This is a genomic window from Nostoc sp. XA010, assembly GCF_020829625.1.
Classification (GTDB): domain Bacteria; phylum Cyanobacteriota; class Cyanobacteriia; order Cyanobacteriales; family Nostocaceae; genus Nostoc.
On sequence record NZ_JAIVFX010000044.1, the window covers coordinates 19,946 to 35,640 of the forward strand.

General features: G+C 40.6%; 11 protein-coding genes and 7 pseudogenes. 11 read left to right on the forward strand and 7 right to left on the reverse strand.

Translation table 11 applies throughout. From position 1 onward, the window contains the following. Positions 1-34 precede the first annotated feature (34 nt). On the reverse strand, positions 35-319 hold the full coding sequence (locus tag LC608_RS37040) for a hypothetical protein (RefSeq protein ID WP_267871280.1): 285 nt from the start codon (positions 317-319) through the stop codon (positions 35-37). 260 nt (positions 320-579) lie between these two features. Here LC608_RS37040 and LC608_RS31755 point away from each other — a divergent pair, with 260 nt between their 5' ends. After that, positions 580-1,041 (forward strand): hypothetical protein, encoded by a 462-nt coding sequence (locus tag LC608_RS31755; RefSeq protein ID WP_229557367.1) that lies wholly within the window; start codon positions 580-582, stop codon positions 1,039-1,041. Here LC608_RS31755 and LC608_RS37045 read toward each other — a convergent pair. Together LC608_RS37045 and LC608_RS31760 are read right to left on the reverse strand one after the other, a co-directional pair. After that, positions 1,036-1,164: pseudogene (locus tag LC608_RS37045) on the reverse strand (cysteine peptidase family C39 domain-containing protein); the annotation flags it as partial. The gene LC608_RS31755 and the pseudogene LC608_RS37045 overlap by 6 nt on opposite strands. A gap of 105 nt (positions 1,165-1,269) precedes the next feature. Beyond that, a complete protein-coding gene (locus LC608_RS31760; protein WP_229557368.1) occupies positions 1,270-1,725 on the reverse strand; it encodes a hypothetical protein in 456 nt (151 codons plus the stop codon). Positions 1,726-1,954: 229 nt separating this feature from the next. Here LC608_RS31760 and LC608_RS31765 point away from each other — a divergent pair, with 229 nt between their 5' ends. From LC608_RS31765 to LC608_RS31785, 5 genes and pseudogenes are all read left to right on the forward strand, one after another. Next, positions 1,955-3,136, forward strand: coding sequence for a sigma-70 family RNA polymerase sigma factor (locus LC608_RS31765; RefSeq protein WP_229557369.1), 1,182 nt, complete (start codon positions 1,955-1,957; stop codon positions 3,134-3,136). Between the two features lie 80 nt (positions 3,137-3,216). Continuing rightward, entirely contained in the window at positions 3,217-4,368 is a 1,152-nt protein-coding gene (locus LC608_RS31770) for a DUF1822 family protein (RefSeq protein ID WP_229557370.1), read from the forward strand. A gap of 222 nt (positions 4,369-4,590) precedes the next feature. Next, entirely contained in the window at positions 4,591-6,942 is a 2,352-nt protein-coding gene (locus LC608_RS31775; RefSeq protein ID WP_229557371.1) for a CHASE2 domain-containing protein, read from the forward strand. A 60-nt stretch (positions 6,943-7,002) separates the two neighbouring features. Beyond that, a complete protein-coding gene (locus tag LC608_RS31780) occupies positions 7,003-7,881 on the forward strand; it encodes a DUF928 domain-containing protein (protein ID WP_229557372.1) in 879 nt (292 codons plus the stop codon). 453 nt (positions 7,882-8,334) lie between these two features. Beyond that, positions 8,335-9,162, forward strand: a pseudogene (locus tag LC608_RS31785) (transposase); the annotation flags it as partial. Positions 9,163-9,221: 59 nt separating this feature from the next. Here the strand turns inward: LC608_RS31785 and LC608_RS31790 are convergent. Both LC608_RS31790 and LC608_RS37390 read right to left on the reverse strand, forming a co-directional pair. Then, positions 9,222-9,512: pseudogene (locus LC608_RS31790) on the reverse strand (hypothetical protein); the annotation flags it as partial. Between the two features lie 3 nt (positions 9,513-9,515). Beyond that, a pseudogene (locus tag LC608_RS37390) lies at positions 9,516-9,644 on the reverse strand (site-specific integrase); the annotation flags it as partial. A 347-nt stretch (positions 9,645-9,991) separates the two neighbouring features. Between LC608_RS37390 and LC608_RS31800 the strand changes: the two are divergent. The 4 genes and pseudogenes from LC608_RS31800 to LC608_RS31815 form a co-directional block, all read left to right on the forward strand. Next, positions 9,992-11,113 (forward strand): annotated as a pseudogene (locus LC608_RS31800) (IS4 family transposase); the annotation flags it as partial. Positions 11,114-12,375: 1,262 nt separating this feature from the next. Then, a complete protein-coding gene (locus LC608_RS31805) occupies positions 12,376-12,522 on the forward strand; it encodes a hypothetical protein (RefSeq protein ID WP_229557373.1) in 147 nt (48 codons plus the stop codon). Between the two features lie 307 nt (positions 12,523-12,829). Then, positions 12,830-13,724 (forward strand): annotated as a pseudogene (locus LC608_RS31810) (IS630 family transposase); the annotation flags it as partial. Then, positions 13,725-13,889 carry a hypothetical protein gene (locus tag LC608_RS31815; protein WP_374108475.1) on the forward strand — a complete coding sequence of 55 codons (165 nt, stop codon included), beginning with the start codon at positions 13,725-13,727 and terminating at the stop codon, positions 13,887-13,889. 35 nt (positions 13,890-13,924) lie between these two features. Here LC608_RS31815 and LC608_RS31820 read toward each other — a convergent pair whose 3' ends face one another. Both LC608_RS31820 and LC608_RS31825 read right to left on the reverse strand, forming a co-directional pair. Continuing rightward, a complete protein-coding gene (locus LC608_RS31820) occupies positions 13,925-14,383 on the reverse strand; it encodes a hypothetical protein (protein ID WP_229557374.1) in 459 nt (152 codons plus the stop codon). A 169-nt stretch (positions 14,384-14,552) separates the two neighbouring features. Further along, the gene (locus tag LC608_RS31825; RefSeq protein WP_229557375.1) at positions 14,553-14,705 is read right to left on the reverse strand and encodes a hypothetical protein; all 153 of its coding nucleotides are present in this window, start codon (positions 14,703-14,705) and stop codon (positions 14,553-14,555) included. A 570-nt stretch (positions 14,706-15,275) separates the two neighbouring features. Here LC608_RS31825 and LC608_RS31830 point away from each other — a divergent pair. Next, positions 15,276-15,695: pseudogene (locus LC608_RS31830) on the forward strand (ISNCY family transposase); the annotation flags it as partial.

The window sequence follows — 15,695 nt, forward strand, 5'->3', positions numbered from 1 at the left end:
AATTAAATGCCCAACCTGGAACGAGTTCAAAATATCAAGAAAACCAGCCTCCAACAGTTTCAGCTGCGTCTCCTATGGCTCCTCCAACAGCTTCAATTGCGTCTCCAATGGCTCCTCCAACAGATGTTCCAATTGCGCCTCCTATGCCTCCTCCTATGGCTCCTCCAAAAATTGTTCCAATTGCAACTCCAACACCGCCTCCAATGGTTTCGCTGACCTTTTCCACCTTACTTAAACCTCCACTGACAGCAGCAGATTCTTCGGAGGTTAATTCAGTGAGCAAACCAAAATCTTGTAAGTAGCTTTGATTGTTTAACATGGTTTTTCTCCTTTTTTAATTAGGTCATGCAAAGATAATTAGGTAAGTTTTAAGGTATTGCATATTTGCGGGATGAATTTGGGGCTATAGCCATCGAAATTGTGTTCTGTATTTGACGAAATCATCCAATGATTCAGCAAGTCCTTGCATCTTTTTTGTGATACTTACTAAATGAATCTCTCTGCATATCACTCTTTACGACGACTTTTAGTTTTTATGCACTTAGATTAGAAAGTTTTTGAAAAATCTGTAAAATCCTTATGCAGCAAGGAATTAGCTTTTGGCTATATGGCTGTATAATTGAAATCAGCTATGGTTTAAACAACGGCGAGTATTCCATGCAACCCCGACAGGGCATTGTGGAAATCTTTTCCACCTTTGTACAATTTGATGTAGACCAATTTAGTGGTTGGGTAACTGACCCTAAACTACGACGCAGTATGAAAGTTTGCCTGGAACGGTCATCAACTGAGAAATCAGATACCTTTTGGGCAGTTTACTGGTATAGAGTTTGGCAGAATGAATCCAGTGCTGTGACACTGGCACATATTTCTGCTTACTTACAAGAGGTGTGCTATTGGACTGCAAGAAAATTCGCCCGAAACTTTTCCACTCAATCCTCTGTAGCAGACTGTTTTCAGATAGCGATCGCTCATGTCTCCAAAATCCTCAAAACTTTCAATCCTCAATGCAATTCCCATTTAAAAGCTATGCAGAATTAGCTGAGGAGAAGCTTTGACTTGGCGAGCATTGAATCCTAAAGCTTCTGCTCCCCGGTTCAAACCTAGCAGGGTAGTACCCCGCGACCCCGTGCCTACAGCTTCTCGTACCTTACTAATGGCAAGGGAGAAAGAGATATCGAGGCTTTCGCCCTGATAGGCCAGGGATGCAGTTGAAGCTTAGGCGAAAAGCTTTAGCTTCAACTGCACTATTTTTATAAGACAAGTGCCTTATAAGGCCGCGTATAAGGCCACGGGTCCAACTTCGCGTCCAACCTTATATCCAAGCTTGCCTCCATACTTGATACCCTCCCAGATGTCAGTGTCGTAACCGGCAAGATCACCAACGCCTCCGACAACTGCCCCAACAGTGCCTCCGACAACTGCCACACCAGCGCCGGCAACAACTTCTACTACGTCAGTAGCTGTCTCTACTACGTCAGTAGCTGTCTCTACTACGTCAGTAGCTATCTCTACTACGCCAGTAGCTATCTTTTTTAATTTCTTAAAGGGGTTCCAACCGCCATTAATAGCAGCTGCTTCTTCAGGGATTAATTCAGTGAACAATTGTTCATGCTGATTGTCTTTCATGTTTTTCTCCTTGATTAAAATTGACTTAAGTTTCCTAAAAAGAAGTTTTTCCCCAGGTAGAGGAATAAGTAATGAGGCAGTAATCAAATGCCCCATGCAGAGATAATTGGATAAATTTTAATTCACCTTATTTGCACTTTTTTGTAGTACTTGCTAGGTGAATCTCTCTGCATATCACTCTTTACGACGACTTTTAGTTTTTATGCACTTAGATCAGAAAGTTTTTTGAAAAATTTGTAAATTCCTTGCTGTGTAAGGAATTAGCTTTTGGCTATATGGCTGTATAATTGAAATCAGCTATGGTTCAAACAGCGGCAAGTATTCCATGCAACCCCGACAGGGCATTGTGGAAATCTTTTCCACCTTTGTACAATTTGATGTAAACCAATTTAGTGGTTGGGCAACAGATGCCAAACTGCGACGCAGTATGAAACTTTGCCTGGAAGGGTCGTCAACTGAGAAGTCAGATACCTTTTGGGCACTTTACTGGTATCAAGTTTGGCAAAATGAATCCAGTGCTGTGACACTGGCACATATTTCTGCTTACTTACAAGAGGTGTGCTATTGGGCTGCAAGAAAATTTGCCCGAAACTTTTCCACTCAATCCTCTGTAGCAGACTGTTTTCAGATTGCGATCGCTCGTGTGCAGAAAATACTTAAAACTTTCAATCCTCAATATAGCTCGAATTTGAAGGGCTACGCTGAACTTGCCTTTGAAAGCATCATCAAGGACGTGCTGCGATCGCGTCGAGAAGCAGATATTTGCTCAGACTGGGCATTATTACATAAACTGAGCCGCAAACGACTAGTGCAGTCATTACAAAATGTAGGATTTAACGCTCAAAGCATTGAGAGTTATCTTTTAGCCTGGGAATGCTTTAAGGAACTCTACACAGGTGACAACACAAAAATTCGCCAGCTTACCAAACCAGATGCTCTGGCTTGGGAGGCGATTACTAATCTTTATAATGCAGAACGTTTAAGCCGATTGAGTTCGCCCACTCCCGTAGTCAACCAACAAACCATAGAAACCTGGCTATTATCTTCTGCTAAAGCTGCCCGTACTTTCCTCTATCCTAAGATTGTTTCCGCAGACGCTCCCCTCAAAGAAGAAGATGATGGCAATTTATTAGATATATTGCCTGCAAATTTACAAACATCTTTACTAACGGAAATTATTGAGCAGGAAGAAGCTGCCAATACACGAAATCAGCAAGCTCAGTTAAACCAAGTTTTGTACCAAGCGATCGCTGCACTCGATATTGAGTCACAAAAAGTACTACAAGCTTACTACGCTCAACAACTGACTCAAACAGAAATTGCAGCACAGTTAGAAATTAAGCAATATACTGTTTCCCGCCGCCTTAGCAGCATTAAAAAGTCATTGCTGCTGACTTTAACACAGTGGAGTCAAAACACCTTGCATATTTCCCCTAAATCCGACGTAGTAGATGCCATAAACACAAGTTTAGAGGAATGGCTCAAAGTCCAATATAGCCATACCTAAATTCAATCAGTAGAAGAAATAATTTTGTCTCTTCCCTCTCCCTAACATGGTCTTTATATGAAGCCATTCTAAAATTATTTATGTTGAACTCACCTCCCCCATTCACTATTGACTCACAGCATTTATACCTGGAAATTACTCAATCTCCAGAGGCGCAAGAACAAGCATACTCAACAGCTGGTGCTTGTCAACGTGGGTGGATAAATCAAAAATGCTTGCAAGCATTTTTGCCTTGGTTCAAGGAGGAAATTGCTCCCACCGCCAGGGTTTATCCTAACAGTGCGGCATTGCCGAGTTTTTGGGAAGTAGTCAATGGCACAGCCATTACTTTTGATTGCGATCGCCTGGTATTAATTCCCACCCTGGCGATGGATGACGATGAGTTACGCGTACCCCAAGAATGGGTAGATATTCCAGAGTGGGTTGCTGACTATTACATAGCAGTACAGGTCAATCCCGATGATGGCTGGATGAAGATTTTTGGCTACACAACCCATCAAATTCTGAAAACAAAAGGAGTTTATGATGCTGGCGATCGTACTTACAGCTTGGAAAGTGAAGATTTAATTTCAGATATAAATGTGCTATGGGTTACACGCCAACTTAATGATCCAGAAGCCTTACGCGCCCAGATTGCACCTTTAGATCCTATTGCCAAAACCCAAGCAGAAAACCTTTTAGAAAGGTTAGGTCATCCCGATGTAAAATTCCCGCGTTTGGCAGTTCCATTTTCACTCTGGGGTGCGCTCTTAGCACATAGCGGTTGGCGAAAAAAGTTGTATGAACTGCGTCAGGGTTTACTCATACAGTGGTCAATTCCGCAATGGTTGCAGACAGGAGTAGCCAATTTAGCTCAACAGTGGGGATGGGAAAAAAGAGAATTTGTCGTGGTGCCTGTAGGAATGCGGAGTGCAGAACCATTCTTCGGATTGTCTCGGCAAATAATAGTTGCAGAGCATACATACGAGTTACGTGTTTTCCCAAAAAGCGCTTCTGAGGACTATGTTTGGCGCTTTGAATTGCGAAGTACAACTCCTAGTGGTCAAATTCCTGCTGGGTTTAAGCTCCGACTACTAACGGAAGACTTAGAAAGTTTTGAAAATAATGAAGATACAGCAACAACTCCTGTAGATATGTTGTATTTGGAAGTAATCTTGGAACTAGGAGAAGGATTGGTTTGGGAAATAGAACCCGCGCCTGAAGAATATGATCGAGAGATTTTGCGGTTTTAAGAAAGAGCATTAGACAAATTTGCAAAATTTTTTCACGCAGGTGCGTAAAAACTAAAAGTATCGTAGAAAGCAACGGAGTCATTGCTTTGGGCACTCACCGAACAGAGGTATACCTAAAAGTGGGAGGTTCTTCAAGAAACTGTAATGGTAAATAATTAACTGGACTTTGTAGTTTAGCAACCAAGATAATAGATACAACTGATCATCTGTGGAGAACTAGCTGTGGGCAAGTTAGTCATCTTAAAGTTAGGGGAGGGAAATTTTGAACAAGGGTTTCCCGTGACGCTACAGATTGGCGATGAAAATGTCCGCCCTAGTGTGGAAATCACGGGTGCGCTTCCCCCAAACCCAGAAATTCTCCGCGATTATTACCGTTGGCAATCTATTTATCGTAATTTAAGGTTGCCATCTCGTCCTATTGGTTTACCTAAGGAACTTAAGCAAGCCCCCAGCCTAGAAGACTGCCAGCAGGTGGCTGATGAATTTAAAGTACGTTTTAATACTTGGCTTGCTTCCGATTCCTTTCGTCCTATCCGCGAGAAATGGTTAGAAAAACTCATGCTTACGGATAATATCCGTGTGCTTTTACAAACTAAAGACCTACGTTTACAGAAACTCCCGTGGCATCTTTGGGATTTAGTGGAACGCTATCCCCAAGCGGAAATAGCTCTGAGCGCTCCCGCCTACGAACAAGTCAACCGAATAACAACCACATACGACAAAGTAAAAATCTTAGCGATTTTGGGTAATAGCCAAGGAATTGATACCAAAGCAGACCAAGCGCTGCTTAATTTGTTACCCAATGCAGACATCACCTTTTTAATTGAACCACAATGCCTTGACCTTACTGACCAGCTATGGGAGCAGCATTGGCAGATTCTATTTTTCGCTGGACACAGTTCTACTCAGGAAACCAATGAAACAGGAAAAATCTACATCAATCAAACTGAAAGTCTAACAATTAGCCAGTTAAAGTATGCGTTGAAAAAGGCAGTGGAACGAGGTCTAAAACTGGCAATTTTCAATTCCTGTGATGGCTTGGGATTGGCACGGGAGTTTGCAGATTTGCAGATTCCTGAAATCATCGTTATGCGAGAGCCTGTACCTGATCGGGTGGCACAGCAGTTTTTAAAGTATTTTTTGGAAGCCTTTGCGCGCGGAGACTTGTTGTATTTAGCCGTGAGGGAAGCACGAGAAAGGTTACAAGGGTTAGAAAACCAATTTCCCTGCGCTACATGGTTGCCTGTCATCTGTCAAAATCCGGCAGAGATGCCGTTAAATTGGGGGGAATTGTTTAGAAATGCACGTAATGTTCCGACATCTTTGTCTAAAACCACCTCTGTTAAAAAAACCACAAATCGGCTTGGCTTCTCATTGCTTTTACTGATCAGCATGGCAATGACTGGAATATTAACGGGAGTAAAGTATTTGGGTGTGCTGCAACCATTAGAGCTAAGTGCGTTTGACCAACTGTTACGCTTGCGTCCTCCTGAGAAACCAGACTCACGCCTACTGATTGTCACTGTGACTGAAGAAGATGTGCAGGCGCAAAAACAGGACAAACCTCAGGGTTCCTTGTCAGATAAATCACTTGCCCAACTGTTAGAAAAATTAGAGACATATCAACCACAAGTTATTGGTTTGGATATATACCGAGATTATCCAGTGGGTAAGGATTATCCAGCATTGGCAGAACGAATGCGAAAAAGCGATCGCTTTGTGGGTGTGTGTCAACTCAGCGATTCCCAACCAGGAAAACCAGGTGTGAAACCACCTCCAGAACTTTCTCCACAGAATCTAGGTTTTAGCGATATTGTCATAGATTCAGATAATGTCGTGCGTCGCCATCTGTTAGTGTTAACTCCTGCGCCCTCATCTCCTTGTACTGCGCCCTATGCCTTGAATGTTCAACTGGCGCTGCGTTACCTGTACACCAAAGGAATTCAGTTGCAATTTAACCCTGATGGCGCGTGGCAATTAGGGAAGCTGACATTTAAACCAATAGAACCTCATACCGGAGGTTATCAAGGGGTTGATGCTTTGGGACACCAAATTTTATTAAATTATCGTTCTTCTCCTTCACCAGAAGCGGTCGCATCACGTATTACGTTGCAACAAGTGCTAACGGGTAAGCTAAATGCCAATGCAGTCAAAGGTAAAATAGTCATTATTGGCACAACAGCAGAAACATTTGGTGATTACTGGTTAACTCCCTACATCACTCCTCAAGGGAAATTACAGGCAATACCAGGAGTATTTTTACAAGCCCAGATGGTTAGTCAACTGCTCAGTGCTGCTTTGGACGGAAAACCTCTGTTGTGGACTTGGCCACTTTGGGGTGAGGTAATTTGGGTTTGGGGTTGGTCTTTTTTAGGCGGTTTGTTTACTGCTTATCTGCACCGATTCATTTATTTAAGCTTGGCAGGAGGAATAGCGATTATCAGTTTATACGTTAGCTGTTTTATATTTTTAATTGTATATTGTTGTTGGGTTCCCCTGATTCCTGCTATGTTGGCTTTAGTAGGCAATATTTTAATAGCTACAGCTTACTTAAACATGAAATTTAAAAATTAATAATAACGCCAATTGGAAACATGAAAATCCCCGTTCAGCAGGCAGAAGTTAGAAGGTTTTATGAAAAGCTATTGGCAAAAAATACAATTAATCGCGGCATTCGGAATGACTTGGTGGGGAATTATCGGTTATTATCCAATGATTTGGATGACACCAGTTGCGGCCATTCCTAAGACATTTCCGCCACTTCCGCCTCCTCCAGATAGGGGGGCAGCGGGCGATCGCAAAGCAGCTGCAAGTCGCCTGAGATTTTCGCCTCCTCCGCCTCCTCCAGATGGGGGGCCAGTAGGCAATCGCAGAGGAGCTGCAAGTCGTGGTTGTGGTGTTAGTAATCAGTCTGTTATTGCAGTTGTACCTGTATACAAACAAACATTTAATCAAAGGCAAACAGAAGCTATTTCTGTTACTAAAGTTTGGGGCTTGACGAATGAGGAATATCCAACTTTTTGGTTTTTTGTCCCCTATCAAAAATCTCTAATTGATTCTATTGAGTTTGTTGTTCAAGATGAGTCAAGTCAAACTCTTTACCGAACAATAGTAACAATACCAGAAGTACCAGGGATTGTTAGCATTCGCTTAAATCAAAATGCTCCCCCATTGCAAGTAGACAAAATGTATCACTGGTTTTTTCAGATAAAAGTCATTTGCAATCCACAACAACCTCCAGAACGAGAGTATGTGGAAGGATGGGTGCAACGAGTCAATCCAAATCCTCAATTAGTAGATAGCTTGAAGCAAGCAACTCCTCAGCAACGGGTAAGGCTTTATGCTGAGAATGGTATTTGGTACGATGCCTTAACTACTCTGGCTGAATTACGTCTTGCCAAACCTCAAGATCCAACTCTAGCGGTGGACTGGATGAATTTGCTTAAATCCGTAGATTTAGAGAATTTAGCTAAACAACCCCTTATAAAATGTTGTCAAGCTAATGCAAAGTAGCAGATCAAAGCAATAGTCTCTATCCCCTAACACAATACTCCCGGTTCGCTCATTTTTTAAGGAGTTAGGAAAATAAGTATATCGAAAGATATATTTCCAAAAATGAGTAAATCGTTATAGGTTCGCTCATATCTTGCACCTGATAAAAACAATCAGTATTAACCAAGAACAAGAAAATAAAGGTAACATCCATAAATGGGGCTTCTACTTTGTATGCTAGTAAAATAAATTACATTTAGTATCAGGATATATATAAATGACATATACAAAGATGGAAATAATGTCATCTACATAAAGATATTTTTATATGTTCGTAAAAAATGAGAGAAAAGGGCGTAGATAACATAAATAACAGCAAGAAAGATGGAAACCATTCTTGCCCACGCCCATACCCTAATGTATACGATTCTGGCATTGATGCCTAGTCGTTATCAACGAGACAACTTGGAAGCGATGCTAGGGCTATTTCTGGCAGCAAATGGAAAACCTTTGCCACACTACAGTAAATCCAAATCTGAAAGCGCTCTAAGTAGATTTTTGAATACCTATAAATGGCCTACTCGCAAGCTAATTCGTCATGTCCGCCAACAGGCAATTGAGCAAATTAACAGTTATTCCCCATTGGGAAGAAAAGCATTTCTACAAGTAGTAATTGACCTGACAACTTTAGAAAAATGTGGTCAATTTAAAGCATTTAAAAGTCTAATAAGTGTTTACAACGGTAAACGAGGCTTGCATATAGTAGTCTTGTACTTGGTAGTTGGACAATGGCGTATACCTTGGAATTTTCGTGTTTGGAGAGGCAAGGGTACGGCGAGTCCAGCCCAAATGGCATTACGAATGGTGCGTAATTTACCAAAAGATTTGACCAGAAAATTCCAAGTGAAAATTCTTGCTGATACAGCTTTTGGGACTAAGGATTTTATCAACGGTATTCGGAAACTTAAATATCATGCTGTCGTTGGTATTGGTTGTAATCGCAAGTTGGTTAATGGTTATCCAGTTAAACTTTTACATCGTCGAGGACAACAAGTTAAACTTGTGGGGTTAGATTTTCCTGTTACCCTTTCATGGTATTATTTTAAACGCGATAATGGTAAGTTTGTTAAAAGATATGTTATCTCTACGCAACCTCTTAAAGCTAATACTATTTCCTGGTGGGGTAAACGTCGTTGGAAAATTGAAGGTTGGTTTAAAACTGCTAAACATCGCTTTGGTTTAGATAGATTTGGACAAGGTACTCTTTTAGGAATTTATCGTTGGTTAATCTTATCCATTACTGCCTATTTATTAGCATATTGGACGTATCTTTCATCCTGTTTACCTGATTCTTTGGACTGGCGACAAATAGGCTGTTGCCCTAGCCAGAGTTCTGCGCCCAAGGCGTGCAATGGTTTATCCCCTGATTCTTTATACAAATACAGCACTGCAAAATATGTTGTTGGTGGTTCGACTGTTACTGAATCAATTTCTGCTGAGTTCTTTTGGGAGCGGTGACGATAGAATGAGCGGCGATTGTGGCAGACTTTTGCATTCCAACAGCCATCCCCTGCTGTTCCATGCAGCACTTTAGCTTGGGTTGTTGGTAACTTGGTGCATAACTGACATTTGGGATCAAGTGGCTTGGGCATACCTTACTCCACTTCTTCGCCAATCGCACGATAGTAAGCAGCGATCGCAGCCTCCTGTTCACTGCGGAGTGTATAGCGCCGAAACGCTTTCTCGCTTTGATGCCCTGTTAATTTTCGTGCATGGCTGGGGTCATCGGTGAGAGGTTAAGATAAAGCGCATTTTGTCAATCAGTTAAAATACTCAAACTAACTTAAATAAAAATGATAATCGTGTGCGGGGAGGGGAAGGAGGCGAGCGCCGCTCGCCTCCTTCCCCTCTAATTTGATTATCATTTTCATAAAAATTTTGACAGCTTAAAATGAGATGAAACAGCATTGTAACAACAGAATAATTTTCTAAAAACTGAGTTTCATTATTAGGTAGATTCAATTATCAAACGAGGTAATGAAAAGTTTGGTTTACTGTCATGCCCAAGCGACCAAAACAAAACTCCGATCACGCACAACGGCATAATACTCCCACGATAGATAATGAAGCGATGCCTTCGGCGGGCTACGCCTACGCTAATCATTTAGAAGCTTTATTAACCCCAGCAGTTTTTGCCGGGCAAAAATATTATAAGCAGTTGGGATTACGAGATAGAATTCTGAATTTATCATTAATGGTAGCAGCAGTATTAACACTGTTGTGGCGACAAGTTCCTGGCGTTCAAGAGTTAAATCGTCTATTAGCACGAGAAGGTTTGTTATGGTGTGGAGTTACTAAAGTTGCTCAACAATCGCTATCAGAAAGATTTTTAGTATTTCCTGCTGAATTATTTGAGCGCGTTTTTAAAGATTTACTACCTCAGTTACAACTGAATTGGCAACAACGACTCAGACGACCATTACCAAACAGTGTTAAATTCGCACTACTTAATTTTGAACGAGTTTGGATAGCTGATGGATCTACATTAGAAGCCTTATTCCGCAAGCTAAAAAGCCTAGAACACCTGAAAACAGGGCAACTAGCAGGGAAGATTTGTACAGTTATTGATTTGGTTAATCGTTTCCCCATTGAAGTTTGGTTTCACACAAACCCCGCCGCATCAGAAACGAATTTTGAAGCTCCATTACTGAATTTACTACCTACCAGAACTCTGATTTTACTTGACAGAGGTTTTTACCATTTCCAATTTTTGCAACAACTTATTAACCAAGAAGTCAATTTTATTACTCGCTTAAAAGCCAAAGCATCTATTAAATACTTAAAGATTTTTAGCTATGACCATTCGCTTAAAGACCGATTGATTCAACTTGGAACTATTCGTCGTGGCGCACCAGTTTTAACTTTACGCTTAATTGAAATAAAGGTTGGTAAAACTAGTTATTCTTACATTACTTCTGTTCTCGACCCTGTAATATTACCTCCTTATGTTGTGGCAGATTTATACCGCCGAAGATGGAGAGTTGAAGAAGCTTTTTATTCAGTAAAACGCTTGCTGGGGCTATCTTATTTATGGACTGGTTCTATTAATGGTATCAAGCTACAAGTCTGGGCCACTTGGTTATTTTATGCTGTTTTGGTTGACTTGGGGGATGCGGTAGCTGATGAATTATCTTTGCCATTTGACCGCATTTCTTTAGAGATGATTTTTCGAGGTTTGTACCATTTCAGCGTCTAGGGGAATAAGTTTAATCGGAGGTAAGTTATTTAGTTCAGGGTTATTCACTAGATTATGCGATCGCACTGTGACTTACACCATAAAGTGACCGTTTTTTCCACCATAAACTGTCCGCAACGGAGGCTGAAATACTTGATTTGTCGTAGTGCAATCGCTCTGCGAATATAGGTTTTGAAACCATAACGTGACCGAAAGTTCAAAAATAAAGCATAAACTGACCGAAAATATCTATATTTTTGCAGCTTGAAAAACTTGAAACTACTAAATTTACGTATTAAAGCCCAAAAAGAGCAGGTTTTAAAACTCCATTTTCAACCATAAGCTGTCCGTCGCGGACAACTTATGGTTACAGTCACACGCACTCGGTAGTTCTGAATTTGATAGTTCAGTATATGTCACTGTAAGGATAAGATGAGCAAATTTGAAACCATAAGTTGAGCAAATAAGCTGCCCAAAGCCTTTTAATTGCGTCAGGGACTATTCGTCGAAAATAGGTTTTGAAATCATTACTTGAGCAAAGGTGCTGTTTTGTAAGCAGAATGTGAGCAAACGTATTCACGCAGAATATCAAGCAGCCTGATTTCTCCTTTTGAGGCGTAAAAGCTAGGCATAGCAGGAGTTTTACACCAGAGCTTATTTTCAATAACTTTACTTTAATGAGAATTAAACATAAAAGAATAGAACTTTGAGAATTGCTGATACAAAAGCGATCGCTCTGCTAAAACGGCTCAGATAAAGCAGCAGAGCTACTATCACGAGTGGATTTATTTTCGCTACTTTCGTAACCATAACTTGAGCAACCCAGTTTGAAAGCATAAAGTTAGCAAATTGCTCATCTTATGCTTTCAGTGACAATACAGGAATTAGGGGGGAATACAAAATAAGATACCCTTATCTTTTATCCGATATAATCTACGATTAAAATACACGAAGCCCCAGACGCACTATTTTTTCACCAACATGCGATCGCTGACTGAGCATGTTGGCAACGGAATAGAAACTATTGCGCTGCCGATGAATTTTGGTTATCCTTGGTATCGCTTGTAATGCGTAAGTCAAGCAATACCCAGGTGAAGTGCTAACTTCTAGTTATAATTAGCCGTAAATTATTATAAGCACAATGCAACTCTAGCTTTGACTGAGTGCAAAGATAGTTTACAAAAGTTGCTCAGGCGGTTGCCTTAGTCTATGGGAATAAAAAAGTTCAACAATTTCTGTTAAGTGCTTTACCCCGCTCCAAGCATCCGTCCATAAATCGCTTGAAAGAGCCTGTACGCCGCACCCACGCTACGTTATTACTAGAGCGATCGCCATTGGCTCATAGCGATTACGCCATCGCTCTTAAGCTCTTCAAAGATTTCTGGTCTTATTTCCCAGTAACTCTATTATTATCCAGTCATCAGTAATGGGGAGCATATTTTCCAGTGTTGTAGAGTTTCTTGTTCTTGACTAATAAATTTCGTCTTCTTCATCTACCCAATCTTCATCCCAGAGAAGTTCATTGTAAACTTTAGTAGCTTGAGATATTTTTAGCTTGTGAGCTGCTGTCACACAATTTCTTGGTTGCCAGCCAATGAGGGCGTATCTCCCATGTAAATGTCTGACAGCATCTTTGCAGTCATTAATTACTGGAATAAGTAGAACGAGGTGAAAAAATCAAACTGTGTAAAGATAAGTAAATACGTATAATGTGTCTACCGAGGTAACAGAGATATGGGCAGCCGTTTAAGGGTATTTCTGACTCCAGAACAAGATAAAACTCTTTTTAACCTGAGAACGGCAGATGTACCGCAGAAAGTGAAAGACAGAGCAGAAGTGATTAGATTGAGCGCACATGGTTGGTACGTAGAGAAGATAGCGGCTCACTTTAATTGGACTGCACAAACGGTGCGAGAAGTTTTGCATAAGTGGCAAAAGCTAGGAATGGATGGGCTTTGGGAAAAACCAGGGCGAGGAGGAAAAGCAAGCTGGGTGGAAACTGACATGGTGTTTTTAGAAGAATGTTTAGAGAAAGAACCACGTACATACAACAGCGTTCAATTAGCCCAAAAATTAGAACAAGAACGCTCGATTAAATTAAGTCCTGACAGGTTTTGACAGGTACTTAAAAAAAGGGGGTGATTTGGAAAAGAACGAGGAAAAGTCACAAAGGAATCTTGACCCAGTAATACAGCAAATCAAACAGGCAGACATAAGAATTGCTGGAATTATCTGCGGCTGTGGGTGAAATAGATTTAAAGTATGTGGATGAATCAGGGTTTTGTGCCTGGAGTGAACCTAGCTACAGTTATTACTTCCGAGGTCAACAAAAACGATTAGAGCAGAGTAAACGCCGGGGTCGAAGGTTGAGTATTATTGGGTTTCTTCAACCCTTAATTAGTTTTGTATACGGTCTGGTGATTGGCGGCGTTTCACGCAAATCTTATATACACATGATGGAACGGGAAGCAGCCGAAGCTCAAAAAACAGGACGCATCAGAGTTATCGTGCAGGATAACGGCCCAATACATCGCTGTAAAGAAGTACAGCAATTATTTATGGTCAAAGTGGGAAGACATGGGGAAAGTACATCTTCTTTTTACCTAAATATTGTTCTGAGATGAACCCAATTGAATTGGAATGGCAACACCTCAAAAAAGATGAATTAGCCGCGAAAACTTTTGACGATGAGTTAGACCTTGCTTATGCTGTCATCGATGGAATTCAAACAAGAGGAGAAAAAGGAAACTACAGTACGCAACGTGTAAGATTTAACTTTAATTCTTCTGCTTAATCTTTTGTTACATACTTATAAATTTCCTCCCCGACTTACTTATCTTCAAAGATGTATTTCCGCAATTGGATTCCTAAACGAATAGCCTCCATTTCATAATTGTGAAAATTGTGTTCTTCAACATCAGGTGTAGAAATCAGCAATCCTCTCACCCAGGCATGATTTTTATAGATAGCCTTCGCTACAACTAAATTGACTTGTTTTGGTGTCCAGTTGCTCCGAAGTAAAAAGTTATCTATTGCTGATTCATCATCTAAATCTATATCTACGTTAGATTCTGAAAGTATTTCCGAGATATCTGTATTTTCTAGGAACAGTTCGTACCATTCTTGAAATGTTTCGGGACTAAATAGTTTTCGCGCTTCTTCAAATGAAATTTTCTCCCATCCAGCATCTGTAACTATTTCGTTACCAGTTTTTGTAATGAATAGATTCTCTTCTTCTACCATCCAAGGGAAGGATGTATTGTAATGTTTTCTCTTTCGTTTACCCATTGAGCCATTGCAATGCCTATCGCCTTGCCGCCTAAACGTCTACGCACTCAACTTTAATGCTACCGTTGATTATTTGGTAGGCTTCTTTACCAAAGAGCAACTCCTGTTTGTGACAGTACGTACACCACAGGAACAACGTATTCTTTTTTGCCTATATTTACCAGGAGTATCACCCACAAAAATCATCCACCCGGATATCCCGCCAAATGTCAGAAACCTGCCAGCCTGATTTGCCCACAGATTGTACTGGAGGATTGTCAAGGAATGGAATATAGTCAGGAACTCTAGCCTCTGGAGTGATTACTGGTTTCTCCTCAACCACAGGGGCAGTAGAATTGTCCTAGCGTGGCAAAACTTACTAGAGAAGAGTAAAAATCCTGTAATCTTGACCTTGTAGCGAAATAATGGTGCAAAAACTTGGTAAGAAAAAGTCTAAAACCAGAGGCAACATCGTTTGAAGTACTCGATTGTGTTCAAAAAAAATGCTCTTCGTGTGGTCAAGCAATGTGGAATGAATACAATAATCCTCGACATATAAGAACGTTAAACGGGGTAGTAGAACTACAGCTAAAAATTCGTCGATGTCAAAATAATTCATGTCTGCGGTACAAAAAAGCATATCGACCAGAGCAGGAAGGGTCACTCGCTCTACCACAGAACGAATTTGGTTTGGATGTGATTGCTTATATAGGAGCATTACGCTACCAGGAACATAGAAGTGTTCCCGAAATACACACTCACCTTGAATTAAAGGGTATATGTATAAGGTAAGCGTTCGGTCACGCACCTAATTGACAGATATGACGAGTTACTTTCTTTATGGCTAAAAGACCATAAAAGATTAAAAGCAATATTTAAAAATCAAGGACGGGTAATATTAGCCATTGATGGAATGCAGCCAGAAATTGGACATGAAGTATTATGGGTAATTCGAGATTGCTTATCAGGCGAAATAATACTTGCTAAAACCTTATTATCATCAAGAAATGAAGATTTAGTGGCGTTATTATTAGAAGTAACTAATACCCTAAATGTACCAATTGATGGTGTCGTTAGTGATGGACAACAATCAATTCGTAAAGCTGTTAGGTTAGCATTACCTAGTATTGCTCATGGTTTATGTCATTACCATTACCTGAAAGAAGCAATTAAACCCATATATGAGGCGGATAGACATGCAAAAAAGGAATTGAAAAAAAAAGTTAGAGGGTTACGAGACATTGAACGTAGTGTTACCAATGAAGATAAGGATTTGGCGACTATTATTGAAGATTATTGCTCGGCAGTGCGTAGTTCTATAACCAATGATGGT

What these genes read in the sequence shown, in the direction of transcription:
- LC608_RS31820 (WP_229557374.1), bottom strand. Translation starts at nt 14,383, where the DNA reads ATGGGTAAACGAAAGAGAAAACATTACAATACATCCTTCCCTTGGATG.
- LC608_RS31760 (WP_229557368.1), bottom strand. Translation starts at nt 1,725, where the DNA reads ATGGGGCATTTGATTACTGCCTCATTACTTATTCCTCTACCTGGGGAA.
- LC608_RS31755 (WP_229557367.1), top strand. Translation starts at nt 580, where the DNA reads ATGCAGCAAGGAATTAGCTTTTGGCTATATGGCTGTATAATTGAAATC.
- LC608_RS31765 (WP_229557369.1), top strand. Translation starts at nt 1,955, where the DNA reads ATGCAACCCCGACAGGGCATTGTGGAAATCTTTTCCACCTTTGTACAA.
- LC608_RS31780 (WP_229557372.1), top strand. Translation starts at nt 7,003, where the DNA reads ATGAAAAGCTATTGGCAAAAAATACAATTAATCGCGGCATTCGGAATG.
- LC608_RS37040 (WP_267871280.1), bottom strand. Translation starts at nt 319, where the DNA reads ATGTTAAACAATCAAAGCTACTTACAAGATTTTGGTTTGCTCACTGAA.
- LC608_RS31770 (WP_229557370.1), top strand. Translation starts at nt 3,217, where the DNA reads ATGTTGAACTCACCTCCCCCATTCACTATTGACTCACAGCATTTATAC.